An 18772-nucleotide genomic window follows, 5' to 3' on the forward strand; every position below is an offset into this window, starting at 1 on the left:
GGCACCCTCATAATTTGCAATCCAAAACATTCCAATTTGACTCAATGATATTTGCTCCTGCTTCATCATATCGACTGTAGTTAAATACTAATGGTTTGTCATGACTAAAAAAAGGAGCATAGAAATTTTTATAGGTTATTTGATTATCTGTAAGAAACACTGAACAGGTATTTGGTAACAATTCTGCGACGCTTTTTATGTTTTTATAACGAGTATTCCCACTAATATATCCGTGATCAAAACCTAAGAACGACAGATAGGGCTCCCCACCGCTTTCTTTTTCAATAATTTTAGCTGCATTGCCATTGAAACTATGGATTCTGAATCGTTCATCTCCATCCAGGTATTTTATTTTAAAGCTTTTAATATAGGATAAGATGGCAGGATAAGTATCCAAGGCAACCACACGAATCCCTGCTTTTTTTGCTGCTTTTACAATGTCAGTATAACCAGAAAACCCACAATTGCTTGCTACATCTTTGAAATGCAAATAGGCAGCCAATTCAGTAGGAAGTTCTTGGCTTGGGCTATTAAAATACTCATCAAGCAATTTTTGATGTCGATCGTAAAAGAGAAATTCAAAAAACAAAGTTTTTACTCCTAATTGTTTAAAGTATTCCAAATTTTCAGTTAGAAATTTTTTGGGAAATTTATGATGGTGAATTTCACAAAGATAAATTCCTAAGGGGAATGAATTTTTATTTTTTAACTCACTAAATGATTTTTTTAGTGCTTCCTTTCTTTGTGGCACCGATAGATAAGAATGTGAGGCGTGGGAGAAGTTCCAACAAGTATGGGGATGGTTTGTTTGTTGCGATAGGTCAATAGATAATTGGACCAACGATTTAATTTCAGATACGTATTCTTCTGCTGATTTATTATGCCAAAGCACGTAGCGATTACCATACCAACTTGATGCAAAGGGTTGTTGGGTTATATGAAGTTGCAGTTTGTCGTCATCAAAATTTGTATAAGTGATTAGAACATCCAGTTCGTCAGGATAGTAATCAAAATGAATTTGTCGCTTCTCATCATCAAAATAGATTTTGATGTGTTCCAACAGAAATCCTTTTTTAACCAAAGCATCAATGAATTCCTGATAACATTGTTTAATAATTGGATAATCAATTTCACTAATAGACTCGCTGTTTGTACCTTTCAAAATGCATATGCTCATAGATAAGCCCTCGAGTTTTTAACTAGGGCGCTTTGGTGAGATTTATCCTGAACACTGGTATTGGGAATGTGGGGAGGTTATAGCGCCACATTCAACAGCACATGCCCAACCTGAAAAACAGTGTTCAGGCTGCTCATGTGCATAGTCATGTTGAGACGCATTATTGTCATAAAACTATATTATTGGTTAATTTAATGACAATATTATTAACACGGTTACTATTTGATGTCAATAAAAAGAAGCTCTAAAATTTAAAGTAATTAATTCTATGATTTTAAATGTATTTTCATTTTATCCTAAATTTGTTACAGTCTTATTATTAATTATAATAATTTCATCCAGTATGCATTATTCTAATTACCAAACATGTGCGGTAAGACCACATATACCTCTTTCTGAGTGGGATATTTTATCCAGCTTGCCAACGGCTTTGGTAATTATTAATTCTCAGGGACGTATCGTATGGCTAAATCCTCCAGCTGAAGCAATGCTAGGATATGGATTACTTGATTCTCTATGGTTGGATGTGATTTTACGTGCTTTTGTTCCTCGTGCTGATGATGGCCATGAGGTTTCTCTTGCAGATGGTCGTCGTGTCCATGTAGCCATTTCAACTTTGGACAGCTTGCCTGGCATATTAGTCAGTTTAACTGACATAACAGCTACCAGAGATTATGAAAAAGCGAAAGAGAATGAAAAACGTTTAGTCTCAATTGGTACAATGACTGCACAGCTTGCACATCAAATCAGGACTCCCTTGTCTTCGGCAATGTTGTACACAGAACATTTGAATAATCTTCTTGATTTGGATGTGCGCACTCAAAATTGGATTCATCGACTGCAAGAATGTCATACCAGTATCGAGCAGCAAATTCAGGACTTATTGCTGTTTGCTCGAGGTACTACAATAGAACCATCACGCATGGATATGAATTGTTGGTGTTCTTTACTGGTACAACGCGCACAGCCTTATGTTTTAGCTCGTGATGTAACATTCAATGTGAATAATCAGCTGGTTACTGGTGAGTCATTAATTCATGCAGAATCATTAATTGGTGCTGTTTTAAACTTGGTGATCAATTCATTGCAGTCTGATGCAACAGAAATTAATTTAACACTTGCATCTATGGATGATTCAGGTATACAAATATCAGTAGAGGACAATGGTAAAGGAATGACAGAAGAGGTGAAGAGTCAGGCTTTTTCACCTTTTTATACTACAAAAGCTCAAGGGAATGGTTTGGGTTTGGCAGTTGTTTACGCAGTAGTAAAAGCACACGGCGGTCGAGTAAGCCTGGAATCTGCAGAAGGAGTAGGTACACAAGTTAATTTGTTTTTGCCGTAATATGTTGAGTCGTCATCCTGAGTATGATGGAATGCCCCTGATTTTGGCTTTTAAAATTTGGGGAGCGTTTTGTCATGCTCGGGATGATATCCTTTTTATAACACTTAGAAAAAAGGACTTTTTTATGAGTCACGTTTTAATCGTTGAAGATGATCCAGTATTAAGGGAAGCGCTGGCTGAAACAATGACTATTGCTGGCCATACATATATTACTGCTAAAGATGGCAAGGAAGCTCTAGCACTTCTTGAAATCCATAATCCATCGGTTGTATTAACGGATATTCGTATGGACGAGCTTGATGGAAATCAGTTACTTGCCGAGATCCAAAAAAGAAGACTTGGATTGCCTGTGATTTTGATGACCGCTTATGGATCAGTACAAGATGCGGTGAATGCGCTTCATCATGGTGCGGTAGATTATTTACAAAAGCCATTCAGTGCTCAGGTATTAACCGAAAAAATCAATCAATACATTAAAGTAGAGTTTGATGAAGATACCGGAGAACCCATTGCTAAAGACCCTAAAAGTCAAGCTTTGCTGACTATGGCATTAAAAGTAGCTCAATCCGATGTTGGTGTTATGATTAGCGGAGAAAGTGGTACTGGCAAAGAGGTTTTAGCCCATTTTATTCATGATCATTCACCACGGAAAAAGCAACCGTTTATTGCAATTAATTGTGCCGCAATTCCAGAGCAAATGCTGGAGGCTACTTTATTTGGCTATGAAAAAGGTTCATTTACTGGAGCTTATAAATCAACTCCTGGAAAGTTTGAACAAGCTCAAGGTGGAACTTTACTTCTTGATGAAGTCAGTGAAATGCCCTTAAGCTTACAAGCTAAGTTGCTACGTGTTTTACAAGAGAAAGAAGTTGAACGAATTGGTGCCAATAAAACAATTAGCTTGGATGTACGCATACTCGCTACAACCAATAGGCAGCTTAAGGATGAAGTAAAAGTAGGGCGTTTTAGGGAAGATTTATTTTACCGTTTGAATGTTTTTCCTTTGCAGTGGCACCCGTTACGTGAAAGAAAGAATGACATTATTCCCTTAGCAAATTATTTGATTCGTAAACATTGCCAGCATAAACAGCCTGTTGTTCCGGTGATTTGCCCAGCAGCTCAGAAACTGATGTTGGCTTACCCTTGGCCGGGAAATGCGAGAGAGTTAGATAATGTGATTCAACGAGCATTAGTATTACAAACACAAGGTATTATAGAAGCAGAGCATTTGCAATTGTCATTAACCACTACATTGGTTCCTGAAACCTCGCCGGCAGCTCACAGTAAGAATTTACAAATTCATGAGTTTGAACTGATCGAAAAAACTTTACTGGAGAATGAGGGGAATAGGCAAAAAGTGGCTGCGTTATTAGGGGTGAGTGAACGAACATTACGTTATAAACTAGCAAAAATGCGCGAAGAAGGGTATACAGTATAAATAAATCTGTAGCTAGGTTTTTAGTTTGTAGCCTGGGTGAAGGCGCAGCCGCAACCCGGGTTGTGAAGTAGAAATTCCCGGGTTGCGGCTGCGCCTTCACCCAGGCTACAAATGCAAAGACTACAAGGATAATAAGCAAATAATTATGAGGTAAATAGGGATATGAACGATATTAATACAGTTAACCTGCTAAACCAGATAAAGACAATGTCTGCTAAGGCTGAGGGTGGAGTTATTGAAACAGAGACTAATCAATCTCCCTTCGGTACCGTATTCCAACAAGCATTAAATCAAGTCAATGATTTAAACCAAACTGCAGATGCTTTAAAAACCCGTTTTGAAATGGGTGACCCCAATGTCAGTTTAGGGGAAGTGATGATAGCAACCCAAAAGTCCAATTTGGGGCTTGAGGCTACTGTTCGAGTTCGTAACAAAGTCGTACAAGCATATCAAGACATAATGAATATGCCAGTATAATTAGGAGCTTGATATGGCATTGGCTGATAGTGCATCAACAGTAGCAGCAAAGTTTGCAAATCTATCTATTGCCCGACAAATTGGTTTATTAGTCGGGATAGCTGCAAGCATAGCAATTGGTTTAGCGGTAGTTTTATGGTCTCGTGATCCGAATTATGTGCCTTTATACACACAAATGAATACACGTGATGCAGCTGAGGTGGTATCTGCACTCGAACGTAATGGTATTGATTTTAAGATTGATAGTAACAACAGCATGGTTATGGTTGCAGCAGATAATCTGCAAAATGTGCGTCTTAAATTGGCAATGGAAGGATTACCACGTGAGCCAGTGGGTTCAGAAGAGCTTTTTTCCAGCTCTAATGCATTTAATAGCAGCCAATTTATGGAAAATGCACGTTATAAACAAGCATTGGAAGCTGAATTGGCACGTACTATAAGTAAATTCAATGATATTAAATCAGCCCGAGTTCATCTAGCAATTCCACGTGAATCTGCTTTTGTTCGTGATGCTCATGAACCGAGTGCATCTGTTTTTCTTGATGTTTATTCAGGTTTGGAACTTAAAAAACATACGATAGCCGCTATTGTGAATTTGGTTGCATCCAGTATTCCTAATCTATCTGCAAGTCGAGTTACAGTGGTCGATCAAGATGGTCAGTTACTAAATGAAGGCGGTGGACAAACTCTCTTTTCTGATACAGAGCGCTTTTTAGATTACAGACAAAATATGGAACATCAATATGCGCAAAAGATTCAAGATATCTTAACGCCGATACTTGGGTATGGTCGTGTTAGAGCAAAAGTTTCTGCTGATATCGACTTTACTAGTTACGAACAAACGCAAGAAATGTTTAATCCAGAATTGCCTTCTTTGCGCAGTGAGCAAACAATGGAAGAAAAACGTAGTTCTTCAAATGATGCAGTCGGAGTACCTGGTACTTTATCTAATATACCACAAAATAACCCTGCTCTTGCTCCCAAAAATGCTCCCCCTAAAAATGCACCACCACAAGCACAAGCACAGGCACAAGCAGCATCCGATACAAATCAATCTACTGATTTGCGTACGCAAAGTACCAAAAATTTTGAGTTGGATAAAACAATTAGTCATACTAAAAATCAACCAGGAACAATTAAACGACTCACTGTGGCCGTTTTGGTGGACAATCGCGCGGTAATGGATGAAAAGACGAAAAAAATGACGAAAACTCCTTTGACTCCAAAGGAAATAAAGCAAATAAAGTTGCTTGTTGCTGATGCAATTGGGTTAAATGCGCAGCGCGGTGATAGTTTGAATGTAATCAATAGTGATTTTGTTAAACCCGATCCTGTAGCAGCTATTCCTGAAGAGCATTTTTGGCAGAAAGATATTTTCTGGTCCATAGTGAAGCAAACAGCGGCTGCTTTATTTGTTTTAGCCTTAATTTTTGGTGTATTAAGACCCATGCTTAAAACGTTAGCAAGTAACCGAAATGTTGCTAATGTCGCGAGTGATGATCAACCTATAGGTGATTTAACGTATGATGGGACCATCTCAATCAAAGACGCAAATGATTATGAGTCGCAATTAAATTTATTACGCCAGGTTGTTGATAAGGAACCCAAACGGGTAGCACAGGTTGTTAAAAATTGGGTTGATCGGGGGTAGTTATGGATGGAATAGAGCGTGCGGCCATTTTGCTATTAAGCATGGGTGAAAAAAATGCTGCTGAGGTATTAAGACACCTAGAGCCGAGACAAGTACAGAAGGTCGGTGTTGCAATGACGACACTCAGTAATGTGACTAAGGCAAAAATGGAAAATGTCTTGATTGAATTTACTAATGCTATTGGGGATCAAACAAGCTTAACTGTAGATACAGAGCATTATTTGCGCACAGTACTCATTGAAGCATTAGGATTGGAAAAAGCAACTCCATTTATTGATCGAATTCTAGTATCTGATAAAGACAGTGGACTTAATCGCTTAAAATGGTTAGATGGTCGATTAATTGCTGATGTGATTCGTAATGAGCATCCGCAAATTATCGCAACCATATTAATTCATTTGGATAGTGAGCAAGCATCTGAAGTAGTACGCTATTTTAGTGTGGAGAAAAGGTCGGAAGTATTATTGCGCATGTGCAATATTGATACGGTTAAGCCTGAGGCCATTTCAGAGCTTGGACAAGTCATCGAAAAACAACTCAGTGGTCAAAAGGTTAGTAAAACTGCCTCTGTAGGAGGAATTAAGAGTGTTGCCGATGTGATTAACTATTTCGATGGTGCAATGGAAGAAGAAGTACTGAATAAGATTAAAGATTGGGACCAAGAACTGAGCGAAAAAATCCGCGACAAAATGTTTGTTTTTGAGAATTTAGTAGATATGGACGATCGAAGCATGCAAACCTTATTGCGTGATGTGAGCCCTGAACAATTAAAGCTGGCTTTAAAAGGTACTACTGAAACAACTAAAGAAAAAATATTTTCCAATATGTCCAAACGTGCTGCTGACTTATTGCGTGAAGATATTGAATTACAGGGGCCTGTTAAAGTTGTTGATGTAGAGCGCGCACAACGTGATATTCTATCAATAGCAAAAAGTCTTGCTGAAGAGGGTAAAATTGCACTGGGCTCTAAAGCTGGCGATGAGATGATTTAGGTTGTAGCATTGGAACAATGCAGTGGACTATATTTTTTGCGTTTATTACAAAAGCTACTTTTTATGATCGGATATGATTTCAGGATGATAAGTATATGTCGGATAAATTTGAACCCTACTTAAAGAAAAAAGAGAATAATCAAGGGTTTAGTACTTGGGAATACGAATCGATTATAAATAATGAAGCAAAAGTAGAAGTCAATGAGGAGGAACGTTTTCTTGCGGAATGCGAACGGTTAAAAAACGAAGCTATCGAGAAAGGTTATGCTGAGGGAATGCAACAGGCGCAGGCAGAAATTAATGAAAAGAGAAAACAATTCATACGGTGGTTTGAAATACTAAAAAATCCGGTAAAACTTCTGGATGAACAAGTAACGCAAGAAATAATTCAAACAGTAATTTGGTTAAGTCAGCATTGTATTGGTGTTGAGTTATCCACACATCCTGATAAGTTAAAAAACTTGTTCAACTCCATCAAATCAGAATTACCTTCCTTAAAAGCCTATAAAGTACTTGCCATGCATCCCGAGGATGTTAATTGGGTTCAACGTGAGTTTGGTGAAAAGGACATCGAAGGATTACACGAAATTTTGGTAGCAGATCCTTCATTAAGTCGTGGTGATTTCTATCTAAAAGGCGATTATAGTGAATTAGATGGTAGAGTATATTCTCGTTTAACAACTTTATTTTCGAAATATATAACTCAAGATAATCTGATTGCACCGATTAAAAATCAGGATTGATCGATGAATGTTTACGAGTCTCATTTGGTTAAAATACTGTCTGAAATTCGCGAGAAAGAGCAATTGGGATTATTGCATTGTGGTCGAATAAGCCGAGCAGTAGGTCTCACTCTAGAAGCTAACGGTTTTAATCAGCCTGTTGGTGCGCGTTGTTTTATTACCATTGATGAATCACATACTATTGAAGCGGAAGTAGTTGGTTTTGGCCATGATCGTGTATATTTGATGTCCATTGGCGCGATCCATGGTCTTGCGCCAGGCATGATTATTACGCCAACTGGACGTGTTGCTCAAGTTGAGGTAGGAAACCAATTGCTAGGGCGAGTTGTAAATGGTTCTGGAGTACTTATAGATGACGGACCTCGTCTTGAGTTAAATGAAGCATATCCTTTACTCAGCCCGGCTATTAATCCTTTAAAAAGAGCTGTTATTGATACACCTTTAGATGTGGGGATACGTGCAATTAATGGATTACTTACTGTTGGGCGTGGTCAGCGAATAGGATTATTTGCAGGATCTGGAGTAGGAAAATCGGTTTTATTAGGCATGATGACTCGTTTTACAAAAGCGGATGTAGTAGTTGTTGGATTGATTGGTGAACGAGGTAGGGAAGTCAAAGAGTTTATTGAATTAAATTTAGGGAAAGAAGGCTTAAAGCGAGCAGTTGTCGTAGCTGCGCCTGCAGATGAAAGTCCTCTGATGCGATTACACGGTGCTAAAGTCGCTACAAGCATTGCTGAATATTTTCGCGATCAGGGCAAACATGTCTTACTTCTTATGGATTCTTTAACCCGGTTTGCCCAAGCTCAAAGAGAAATTGCGCTTTCTATAGGTGAGGCACCAGCAACTAAAGGCTATCCACCTTCGGTATTTGCCAAATTACCAAAACTCGTCGAACGTGCAGGCAATGGAGAACCTGGAAGCGGTTCGATTACTGCGTTTTATACTGTTTTAACTGAAGGGGACGATTTACAAGATCCTATTGCTGATGCAGCACGAGCTATTTTGGATGGACATATCGTTTTAAGTCGGTCTATAGCTGAAGAGGGACAATATCCTGCTATTGATTTGGAAGCCTCTATTAGTCGAGTCATGCAAACTATAGTACCTAAGCAGCAAATGGATGATATGTTATTATTTAAAAAGTACTTATCGCTTTATGAGAAAAATAAAGACTTCATATTGCTTGGTGCTTATGCTAAAGGAAGTGATCCAAATCTCGATAAGGCAATTCAAGTTAGAGATAAAATTCGAGAGTATATGGAGCAGGGCATTAATGAGCGGCTTGATTATAAGGAAAGTGTGGATATGTTGTCCCGTTTAGCATCATCTTTTGGAGCTAATGGATGAGTCAGCGATTAGAGCGTTTAAAACAACTTTTGCAAATTAAAAAGGATGCAACGTATGCTGCTTATCAAGAGCTCTTAAAAGCCCAGGAACAATTCAAGCAAAGTAAAATAAAACATGAGCAGTTAGTGGGTTATCGACAAGATTATTTAAAGCAAGTTGAGAAAATTGGGGAACAAGGAACAATCATTGCTCGATTACGTAACCGCATCGATTTTATTAGCCATTTAGATACAGCTTTAATACAATTGAATACACATTTAGCATATTTAGGAAAAATAAGGGCTAAGGCCGAACTTAATTACAAGCAAGCGAGAATTTCTGAAGAAGGAGTTAGCCAATTGGTAGAGCGAGTTAACAAGAGCGAACAAGTAAAATTGCAGCGCATCGAACAAAAAGAAAATGATGAGTATGCGCAAAAGCAGTGGTATAGTAAACACATCAATGAGTAATCGAACACTAAGCGTGAGCAAAGTACTAAAAAGAATTTGGATGCTTTTAGCTGTCCTGATTATTTTTATGGCGGTATTATCCAGCATATTCCGTTCTCTAACTCCCTGGGCAAAAGAATATAAGGGGGAAGTAGAGCATCATCTATCAATTTTAATAGGACAACCTGTAACTATTCAAACAATGGAAACCGGATGGTATTGGTTTCAACCCGTGCTTAAATTGAATCAGGTCACTTTGGGTGACGATTCAAAACATAATTTTCGTATCAATAAGCTGTTAGTAGGTATTAACTTATTTAAATCCTTATGGAGTTGGCAGATACAACCTGGAGTTCTCTATATTGATGATATGCACCTGAATTTGAGAGAAATAGATAATCATTGGACTATTGATGGCGTTACAACCGACTCACTCAATAGCGGTGATATGACCCCAGAGAAAACGAAACAAATCTTAATCTGGCTATCACAGCAAGAACATTTAATCATCAGACGTGTTTCGGCATATTTTCATTTTAGTGATGGGGGATTAATCCCTGTTAATGGTTTAAATATATCAGTGGCAAATCGTGGAGGACATTATAAATTTAAGGGTGAAGCACGACTTGAACAAACAAGCAGCACTGATTTTCAACTCTTAGGAGATGGGTATTTTGATCCTGACCACTTTGAGGATATTCAAGGACAGTTTTATTTTTCAGCTAAAAATATAATTCCTGCTCAGTGGCAAAGCCTATTTCCAAAGGCAACAGAGCATTTGGAGGGAGGCAAAGGTAATATTAATTTATGGCTTGATGTACATCATGGCGCAGTTTCTTCGGTACAAGCACAGATATCATTTAAGCGACTCGCTTGGAGGCTACTGAACAATCAACAGAGTCAACTTATTCAATCATTTTTTGCCAACCTTTCCTGGAAGCCTGATAAATCGGGTTGGCAGCTCCATGTTGATCCAATCAAATTACGTATTGGTGGTGTGACATGGCCTGAAAATCAGTTATTACTTAAATACAATAGGGAGCAACAAAGTTATCTATTATATGTAAAATCAATCATTATTGAATCACTGTTGTCTAATGCCATTAATTGGCCGAAGAGTATCCAGAGCTTATTAGATATGAAACCTCAGGGAGTCTTAAAAGATACCCAGATTTTTGTTACATTAAATAATAATGTTTCAGTTATTCCTCCAATTCCATTTTTTAGTACGCTTGCAAACGAGCACTCACAATCTTCAACTTCTCCAACTGCAACTCAAAATACCACGGACACATTGCAAAAAAGTGAGAATAAGTTTTCCATTAATGATTATTCAATAAATTATGCTTTAACACGATTTGAGCAGTTAGGATGGAATGCTAAAGACAATATTCCTCAAGTAAAAAATCTTTCGGGTGCTATTAATTGGCAGCCGGATCAAGGACGTTTAGAGCTTGACTCCGAAAATACATCAATTAAAGTCAAGGGGTATCCAGAACAAACATTGACATTATTCAATGGTGCTCTTGATTGGAAAGAATTAAGTGATGGTTTGCGAATTAGTATGGAGCGATTTGTAATAAACCAACCTCAGTTAACGTTAAGCATAGAGGGTGCTGTAGATCAAGTGACTCGCCACTCTGTAGGTCATATTCGTCTTGGTGCAGAGTTTGCTGGTAAAAATTGGCAGCAATGGACCGTGTTTTTACCTAAAAAATACATGAAACCCAAATTGTATCTCTGGTTAAAGAATGATGTGAAACGTATCGCTGAAGCCAGTGGAAAAATTAGACTCAATGGTTTAGCGAAAGATTTCCCTTTTGATAATAATACTGGAGAATTCTCTATAGAGAGCTATGCCAGTGGAGGAGAAATTGCGATTAACTCCAAATGGAAGGTTGTAAAAGAGATTGATGGATACATTCATTTAAAAAACCGTAACCTGAATATTGATATAGTCCATGCTAATTTTCATGGAGTGCCTACAAAAGAAATGCATTTGCTCATTGCTGATATTGGAAAGAATAAAGAGAATTTACTGGTAAATGGAACAATTGACGCATCAGTACAAAAAATGATGAATTATGTTATGGCTTCTCCGCTAAAGAAAAAGCTATCACTTTTAAAAATGTTGTCGATTAAAGGCTCAGCTTTAGTCAATTTAAGTGTAGAAGTCCCTTTATATCCAGAAAATGATGAAGTACTGGCTAAGGGGCGGGTGGTGTTTAAAAAGAATACAATTACGGTCAATTATGAGTTAGCACAATTTGTTGTACGAAATTTATCGGGCCAGTTGATGTTTAATGAAACAGGAGTATCAGACAGCTACCTTTTTGCTGATATTTTGGGGCACCCAATGAATATCAAAATTCAATCGGTTAAATTACCCAAGCCTGCTACAACGATTGCCATTAATGGAAAATGCTCTGTTGATTCTTTGAAGAATCAATTTAAATTACCATTGCTTGATTTAGTGGATGGTACTTTTGATGCGAATGCCTTATTAAAGTTAAGTGATAAACCTTCTGAAGCCGACAGCATTAGTTTTAAAAGCTCTTTGGAAGGATTGGATGTTAACTTACCTGCACCTTTAGGCAAAAAATCAGATGCAAAAGCGCCACTTGAGTTAAATCTTGAACTCAAAGCAAAAAAATTAATTCGCTTACGCGGTAATTATGACAATCGTTTAAGTACTGATTTGTTGTTTAAAAATTCCAAGGAAGGTTATGCCTTTGATTCTGGACAAGTACGTTTAGGCAGTGCAAATGCTGTAAATCAGAATTTACCAGGGCTTTCAGTTGTAGGTACTCTACAAGGATTTGATCTACAAGAATGGAAAGATATATACAATCAATTTTCTTCAGAAAAAACCGATACCTCTATAGTGTCACATCTGCGAATTATTAATGTAACTATAGATAAACTTGGCTTTTTGAAACAGCAATTTAATAAAATGATTGTCAAAGCAAAAATATTGCCTAATAAGGATTGGTCTTTCAATTTGCAACAAAAAAATATTGCAGCTGACTTAATCTATCATCCATCTGCAAATGAATTAAGTGGTCATCTACGCTATTTACATTTGGATAAGATTGATACCGCAGGTGATGATCTTGCAGAGACAACGCAACTGCATCCGAATCAAATACCAAACCTTAATTTACGCGTTGACAATTTATCTGTGGGTAAAATTGAAGTTGGTAATCTAACCCTGAAAAGTCAATCGACTGCTGAAAAATGGAAAATGGAATATTGTCAGATTAATTCTCCAGTATATCAGCTTAATGCCCAAGGAGAATGGATTCAAAAAGAGAATCAAAATCAGACGAATGTTGATGTCAAACTGAATATCACTAATTTGGCTAAAACTTTAGAGCTTTGGAATGTAACACCGTCTGTTCATGCTAAAAAAGGGTATATGGAATTTCATGGGGGCTGGAAAAAAAGTTTGTATCAATTTTCTCTTGCTTCGCTTAAAGGAACTATGTATTTACAACTTAAAAACGGAAGAATTACGCATCTAAGCAAGGAGACGGAAGAAAAATTAGACCTTGGTAAATTATTAAGCATCCTAAGCTTGCAGACTATTCCACGCCGCTTACAATTGGATTTTAGTGATTTGGCACATCAAGGGTATAGTTTTGATATTTTTCAAGGAAACTTCATTGTGAATAAAGGAATTATGGGGACACAAGACAGTTATCTTGATGGTCCTGTCGCTTATGCGAGCATGAAAGGAGATCTGGATTTGGTCAAACACACTTATGACCTGAATTTGAAAATATCGCCACACATCACAGCAAGCTTGCCTGTTGTGGCGACGATTGCTGGTGGTCCTGTCGCAGGTGTTGCTGCTTGGGTTGCGAACAAAATTATTAATCAAAGTATGCAAAAAATTTCTGCATACAGTTATAAAATTTCAGGGCCATGGAATGAGCCTGTTGTGCAACAACTTAATATGGTAAAGAAGTTAGTAAAAAAAGAATCATAGTTTGGGTATTTTGTAGCCTGGGTGCAGCGCAGCGGAACCCGGGAATTTTCTTATATGAATAGAACTTGTTAGACCTGGGTTCCGCTGCGCTGCACCCAAGCTACCAGGCTACCAGGCTACCAGGCTAACTCGGACGTCAAAGGTCTATGCTACAATTAACAAAAAACGAAGAATTAAATGCTACATCTTATATTTGATCGTTATTGGGATATTTGCTTATTAAAAGATAGCCCCGAAAATACACCTTATTCTATTACTCGAATGGTTTTGAGTGGCATTTTGTTGGCGTTACTTATGACGATCGAATGGAATTATTCTTATTTTAACTCTTCTGAAGATATGGTAAATAATGTTTTCATTTCAATATGCTTGGTCATATCCTATATTATTTATACTTATCTAATTTTATACTTTAAAGGATTGACCTCACGACTCGTGCAAACAGTCATCTCATTATACTGTATTAATATTATTATCCATATATTGGTTATTCCTTTATTGGTCCTTGCACCTTATTTATCGCTTATTCATTTAAGAAATCCTTTATTTTTATTTGTTGGTATTGTTTATTTATTTTTAAGTTTAGGTTTGTCTGTTTGGCAATTTGTTATTACAGCACATATCTATAAGTTCGCATTAAACACAACAGCAATTCAATCCGTATTAGCTGCATTTGGTTTAATTGCGGTTAATATTTTAACTGTTTCTTTTTTACAATAAGATTAGGATTATCATGCACTTACATATTTTAGGTATAAGCGGAACTTTTATGAGCGCCCTTGCTCTACTGGCGCGGGAAGCAGGATACAAGGTGACTGGATGTGATGCAAACTGTTATCCACCAGTAAGTGATTTGCTTGCAGCTAAAGGGATAACCTGGACTGAAGGTTATGATGATACTACCTTAGCACTGCAAGCAGATTTGATTATTGTGGGCAATGCAATAAAAAGAGGTATGCCCGTACTTGAAGCAGTAATTGAATCAGGTAAACCATACACTTCTGGGCCACAGTGGCTGGCTGAAAATATTTTATCCAAATATCAAGTGATTGCAGTTTCTGGTACCCATGGCAAAACGACTACTACGTCAATGATTGCCTGGATTTTACATCAAGCAGGACTCAATCCAGGTTTTTTAATAGGCGGAGTATCCTCTGATTTTAAAACAAGTTCATGTCTAGGATCAGGCAAATGGTTTGTGATAGAAGCAGACGAATATGATAGTGCTTTTTTCGATAAACGCCCCAAGTTTATGCATTATCGACCCAGGATTGCTATTTTAAATAATCTGGAATTTGATCATGCCGATATTTATCCTGATTTGGCAGCGATTCAATTACAATTTCATTATCTACTAAGAACAATCCCTGCAAGCGGCGTTGCAATTAAGCCGCGAGATGATAAAGCACTGAATGAGGTTATTGCTCGTGGCAAATATTCACGAATTGAAGAACTGGCTGTGGATAGCGACGCGCAATGGTCAGCGCAATTGATCGAAGAAAATGGTTCAGCATTTAAAGTCTTGCATCATGGTAAAGAAGTGGCGGAAGTCAGATGGCCTTTGATTGGACGTTTTAACGTAGAAAATGGTTTAGCCGCTCTGGCTGCAAGTGTCAATGCAGGAGTCAGTCCCGAAGTAGCTGCGGAGGCTTTAGGGCGTTTTACTCCAGTAAAACGTCGTTTGGAGGTTCGAGCAAATAAACATGGCATAACAGTTTACGATGATTTTGCACATCATCCTACAGCCATTATGCGAACGGTTGACGCTTTAAAACGAAGTAACCGACATCAACGTATTTTTGCAGTGCTAGAATTTGCATCGTATACAATGCGTACAGGAGTTCATGCTGATGAAATGGCTCATGCCTTGAAACCAGTTCATGGTGCATATGTTTTAGAGCCACATGATTTTAATCTGTATGAAACTCTAACAAACTGGACTTGTCCTTATAGGGTTTGTAAAAATCATGATGAAATTATTAAAGAAGTAACGAATATAGTGCAAGAAGGAGATGCCGTTTTAGTTATGAGTAATCGAGGTTTTGATGGGATCCATCAAAAATTAATCAATTCCATAGATGAACGATTTTCTAGATAATTTGTAGCCTGGGTGCAGCGAAGCGGAACCCGGGAAATAGGATGACCGCTTTAATCCCGGGATCCGCTTCGCTGCACCCAGGCTACAATGTTGCGTTAATCCGGCTACAACTCTTATTTTATAAATACTTTTTTATTTAGCTCTACTGAGTTATCCTCGAACGTATTGGCCATAAAAAATCAGAAAAAAAACTTTTAATTCTTTTTATGTTCAATTAGTTAAATTAATAGTTGCAATATTTTTTATAGGTTGCTATAAAAAATGAAGGCGTTTACATTTTTGGACAAAATGACGCGTTGCAGTTATTGCGGGTCAATATTTGCAGGAGGGACGCAATGACAAAGTTTGCCGAATTTCAGCAAAAAGCAAAACAACTAGCGACGTGTTTAGCAAGAACTTATGGACAACATGTAGGGTGTTTCAGTTTTTTTTCACTACTCATCCCTAATCATGTTGCCATGGATGATGCGATTACAATAAGTATGTTGGCTCATAGCTTAGATGAGACATATGACTTAATCCAATATGTTAGGCTCGTTAAAAGAGATCCTCAGCTCACCCTAGATGATTTCAATGAATTTAGAAGAAAGGTTATTATTGGAATATATTTGATAAAGTGGTTTCAGTATGATTCCTTAGTAAGCAATTATCTTCATCAATCGTTGATTGATTTATTTCGAAGTCATTTAGGAGTGCAATCCATTGAGGAGATAGATCAGGATTTTTTTAACTCATGCCTAAGCGAACTCAGTTACTATTGTACTTTTGTGTATGAGCATCGCGAAGAAAAAACATATTTTGATCTAAACAAGCGATTAGGAGCGACAATTCAAAAAGACATTCATGAGGTAAAACACTTTTCGTTTAACAAAGATTCCTCGTCTTTATGTGGGCTTTATAGAGGAATCATGAATTCTTTAGGAATGAGTATGTATTAAGGAGGATGTATGACTTTTATCCCGCCAGCATTTGCAAAACTTAGAGTCAATACACTCAATCTGGAAATTAAATATTCCACTTTATTAGGAAGGTATAAAGTAGTGGATAGCCAGGTTGGTGAAGGGTCCTCAGCAGTACAACCATCTAGTCTTGAGGTACTGATAGCTAGAACAAATGACGTAATAAAATGTAAAACAGGTAGAGATTCACAGCTTGAGGTATTCAATTCATTAGTTAATGATTTGCGTCAAATTCCCAAAGAAGATAGAGAGCAAATCAAACAAGGTACTTTGTTTTTGTTAGGTGCATTAATTCATCGTTATTTTCGACTAATTAAAGAATACGAGAATCCTGATGGATATATTTCTTGGAACTTTTTTGGTTGTGATGTAACCACGTGTAAGTTATTCATCGCTATAAGAAGAGCTTTGAAGTTTAAAGAAATAGACGTTATTAAAAAGAGATATAAAGAGGATGATTTAAAGATTCTTGATGCGGTTACCGCAGTAAAAGCATTGGAGACTTTTCGTGACAATATGTTTATGGAGGACAGTGAGAAAGTTCCTCAATTTATGAATTATCCCCACTTTGCTAAAGATGTAAATTTCAAGCAATATTTGCAGGATATTATCAAAGAACAAACAAAGCGTGGAGAAGTTATCTTACATCGATTTAAAGCAATTTCGTTCATTCAATCTCTGGCAACACAAATCGAAAATGAGCGGCAACTGATTGAAAAAGATATCGAAAAATGGTGTAAGGGCGTGGCAAAAGAAAAAGAATATAAGGATTTTAATACATTTCGAACTTTAAATGATAAAAGCATCAATGAGAGTATCACGAAACACGTTGAATCAGAAAAAGCTAGAAATATAATATTCAGTTTATTTTATACCCCCTTGATTCAAGAAAATTTAGAGTCTATGGATCACGGCGCGTTTCTAATAAAAATGAAAGAATGTTATGACTTTACCTGTAGTTTTATGCTTTTTGGTGGTTATGCATTGTTACTACAACATGAACCAAAGATGTTCGACAAACATTTTTCATTTATTATGCAACAAGCTTTGGGACTGGAGCGATCTCTTGATGATTTGACTAAAGAAGATATGTTTAATGGGGTTAAGTTTCTCAAACAGTTTTTTGAAACAGAACCCGCTGTTGTCTTGGATTTTGAGTTTTTTGATGGAAGGGATAAAATGAATACTGCGCTCGCTACGGCGGAATCAGAATTGCACAGTTTACTCACCACTCCTCAGAAAAAAGAAACTGAATTAGCAGCGCTCACATATTGATTTGAGGTTTTTATAAGGTAGTCTTAGTCTGGATAAAGAATTCATAGAGAGTTCCAGTTCTGCACTCGTCCAGACTACATGTTATTATTTTTTATTATACTATTTAAAAAACTCATTTTCTCGTTCTTTGTAATCAAGATCTAAACAAAATAAATTAAATTTTGTTTTTTTATCATAAATATCAATTTGCTCTAATTTTTTTAGTTTATTAACCAAATTTATAGAGAGAGGAAGCCCACATAACTCCATAAATACCTTAATAAACCACATAGTAAACATCATGGCCATAAACACTGAATCAGGTACTGTTTTATAAAATGCAATGGTTGTGAAAATCATACTGTCGAGACCTGATGCCAAAAATGAGGATAGGAGAAATCGACCAGCCATATATCGTCCCTGAACTTTAATTTTAGTTTTGGCAATAAGATATGAATTGAAGGATTCAGAAATTAGGTAGCTGATGAGCGAGGCTAAAATAATTCTGGAATTAATGGTTAATAGCGCGTCAAAAAGGGCATTATTTGTTGCAAAACTGGGATTGGGCATATGGATTACAAGTTGACCATACAAAATGAAAAACAAATTGAATACGAACCCACACCAAATAGTACGGCGTGCGTATTTATAACCGTATACCTCTGTGATCAGATCAGAAAGTAAAAAGGATAATGGAAAGATCAATGTTCCAGCATCTGTTGTTAACCCCCAAATACTAATTAACCGTGGATCAAACCAATTGGCTAATACGATGATCATTGAATAGGTTAAAGTTAGATACCATAAATGACTTGAATGAATAATAACTGGGGCATTTTCAGATGAGGTATTTATTGTTGTATCCATTA

Annotated in this window: 15 protein-coding genes; 13 read left to right on the top strand and 2 right to left on the bottom strand. The window is 37.1% G+C overall.

Annotated elements, in window-relative coordinates:
• Positions 1–7: 7 nt before the first annotated feature.
• Positions 8–1177, bottom strand: coding sequence for a TraB/GumN family protein (locus Lstg_RS01215; protein WP_058475837.1), 1170 nt, complete (start codon positions 1175–1177; stop codon positions 8–10).
• A gap of 343 nt (positions 1178–1520) precedes the next feature.
• Here Lstg_RS01215 and Lstg_RS01220 point away from each other — a divergent pair, with 343 nt between their 5' ends.
• The 13 genes from Lstg_RS01220 (at position 1521) to Lstg_RS01280 (ending at position 17924) form a co-directional block, all read left to right on the top strand.
• Positions 1521–2522, top strand: coding sequence for an ATP-binding protein (locus Lstg_RS01220; RefSeq protein ID WP_058475976.1), 1002 nt, complete (start codon positions 1521–1523; stop codon positions 2520–2522).
• A gap of 124 nt (positions 2523–2646) precedes the next feature.
• Positions 2647–3960 (top strand): sigma-54-dependent transcriptional regulator, encoded by a 1314-nt coding sequence (locus tag Lstg_RS01225; protein WP_058475977.1) that lies wholly within the window; start codon positions 2647–2649, stop codon positions 3958–3960.
• 162 nt (positions 3961–4122) lie between these two features.
• Positions 4123–4437 carry a flagellar hook-basal body complex protein FliE gene (fliE, locus tag Lstg_RS01230; RefSeq protein ID WP_058475838.1) on the top strand — a complete coding sequence of 105 codons (315 nt, stop codon included), beginning with the start codon at positions 4123–4125 and terminating at the stop codon, positions 4435–4437.
• 13 nt (positions 4438–4450) lie between these two features.
• On the top strand, positions 4451–6088 hold the full coding sequence (gene fliF / locus Lstg_RS01235; RefSeq protein ID WP_058475839.1) for a flagellar basal-body MS-ring/collar protein FliF: 1638 nt from the start codon (positions 4451–4453) through the stop codon (positions 6086–6088).
• Between the two features lie 2 nt (positions 6089–6090).
• Positions 6091–7080 carry a flagellar motor switch protein FliG gene (gene fliG, locus Lstg_RS01240; RefSeq protein WP_058475840.1) on the top strand — a complete coding sequence of 330 codons (990 nt, stop codon included), beginning with the start codon at positions 6091–6093 and terminating at the stop codon, positions 7078–7080.
• Between the two features lie 95 nt (positions 7081–7175).
• Positions 7176–7823, top strand: coding sequence for a flagellar assembly protein FliH (locus Lstg_RS01245; RefSeq protein ID WP_058475841.1), 648 nt, complete (start codon positions 7176–7178; stop codon positions 7821–7823).
• A 3-nt stretch (positions 7824–7826) separates the two neighbouring features.
• Positions 7827–9173, top strand: coding sequence for a flagellar protein export ATPase FliI (gene fliI / locus Lstg_RS01250; RefSeq protein WP_058475842.1), 1347 nt, complete (start codon positions 7827–7829; stop codon positions 9171–9173).
• Positions 9170–9622 (top strand): flagellar export protein FliJ, encoded by a 453-nt coding sequence (fliJ, locus tag Lstg_RS01255; protein ID WP_058475843.1) that lies wholly within the window; start codon positions 9170–9172, stop codon positions 9620–9622. The genes fliI and fliJ overlap by 4 nt, the downstream gene beginning before the upstream one ends.
• Positions 9615–13592: a YhdP family protein gene (locus Lstg_RS01260; RefSeq protein ID WP_058475844.1), complete on the top strand. Its 3978-nt coding sequence runs from the start codon at positions 9615–9617 to the stop codon at positions 13590–13592. The genes fliJ and Lstg_RS01260 overlap by 8 nt, the downstream gene beginning before the upstream one ends.
• Before the next feature lie 177 nt (positions 13593–13769).
• Positions 13770–14312, top strand: a complete 543-nt coding sequence (locus Lstg_RS01265) for a hypothetical protein (protein WP_058475845.1) — start codon at positions 13770–13772, stop codon at positions 14310–14312.
• A 13-nt stretch (positions 14313–14325) separates the two neighbouring features.
• Positions 14326–15690, top strand: a complete 1365-nt coding sequence (gene mpl / locus Lstg_RS01270; protein WP_058475846.1) for a UDP-N-acetylmuramate:L-alanyl-gamma-D-glutamyl-meso-diaminopimelate ligase — start codon at positions 14326–14328, stop codon at positions 15688–15690.
• A gap of 335 nt (positions 15691–16025) precedes the next feature.
• On the top strand, positions 16026–16628 hold the full coding sequence (locus Lstg_RS01275) for a hypothetical protein (RefSeq protein ID WP_058475847.1): 603 nt from the start codon (positions 16026–16028) through the stop codon (positions 16626–16628).
• 9 nt (positions 16629–16637) lie between these two features.
• A complete protein-coding gene (locus Lstg_RS01280) occupies positions 16638–17924 on the top strand; it encodes a hypothetical protein (RefSeq protein ID WP_058475848.1) in 1287 nt (428 codons plus the stop codon).
• 99 nt (positions 17925–18023) lie between these two features.
• Here the strand turns inward: Lstg_RS01280 and Lstg_RS01285 are convergent, their stop codons facing one another.
• Complete coding sequence (locus Lstg_RS01285) at positions 18024–18770, bottom strand: queuosine precursor transporter (RefSeq protein ID WP_058475849.1); 747 nt, start codon at positions 18768–18770, stop codon at positions 18024–18026.
• Between the last annotated feature and the right edge of the window lie 2 nt (positions 18771–18772).

The sequence above is a fragment of the Legionella steigerwaltii genome, from assembly GCF_001468065.1.
GTDB lineage: Bacteria > Pseudomonadota > Gammaproteobacteria > Legionellales > Legionellaceae > Legionella > Legionella steigerwaltii.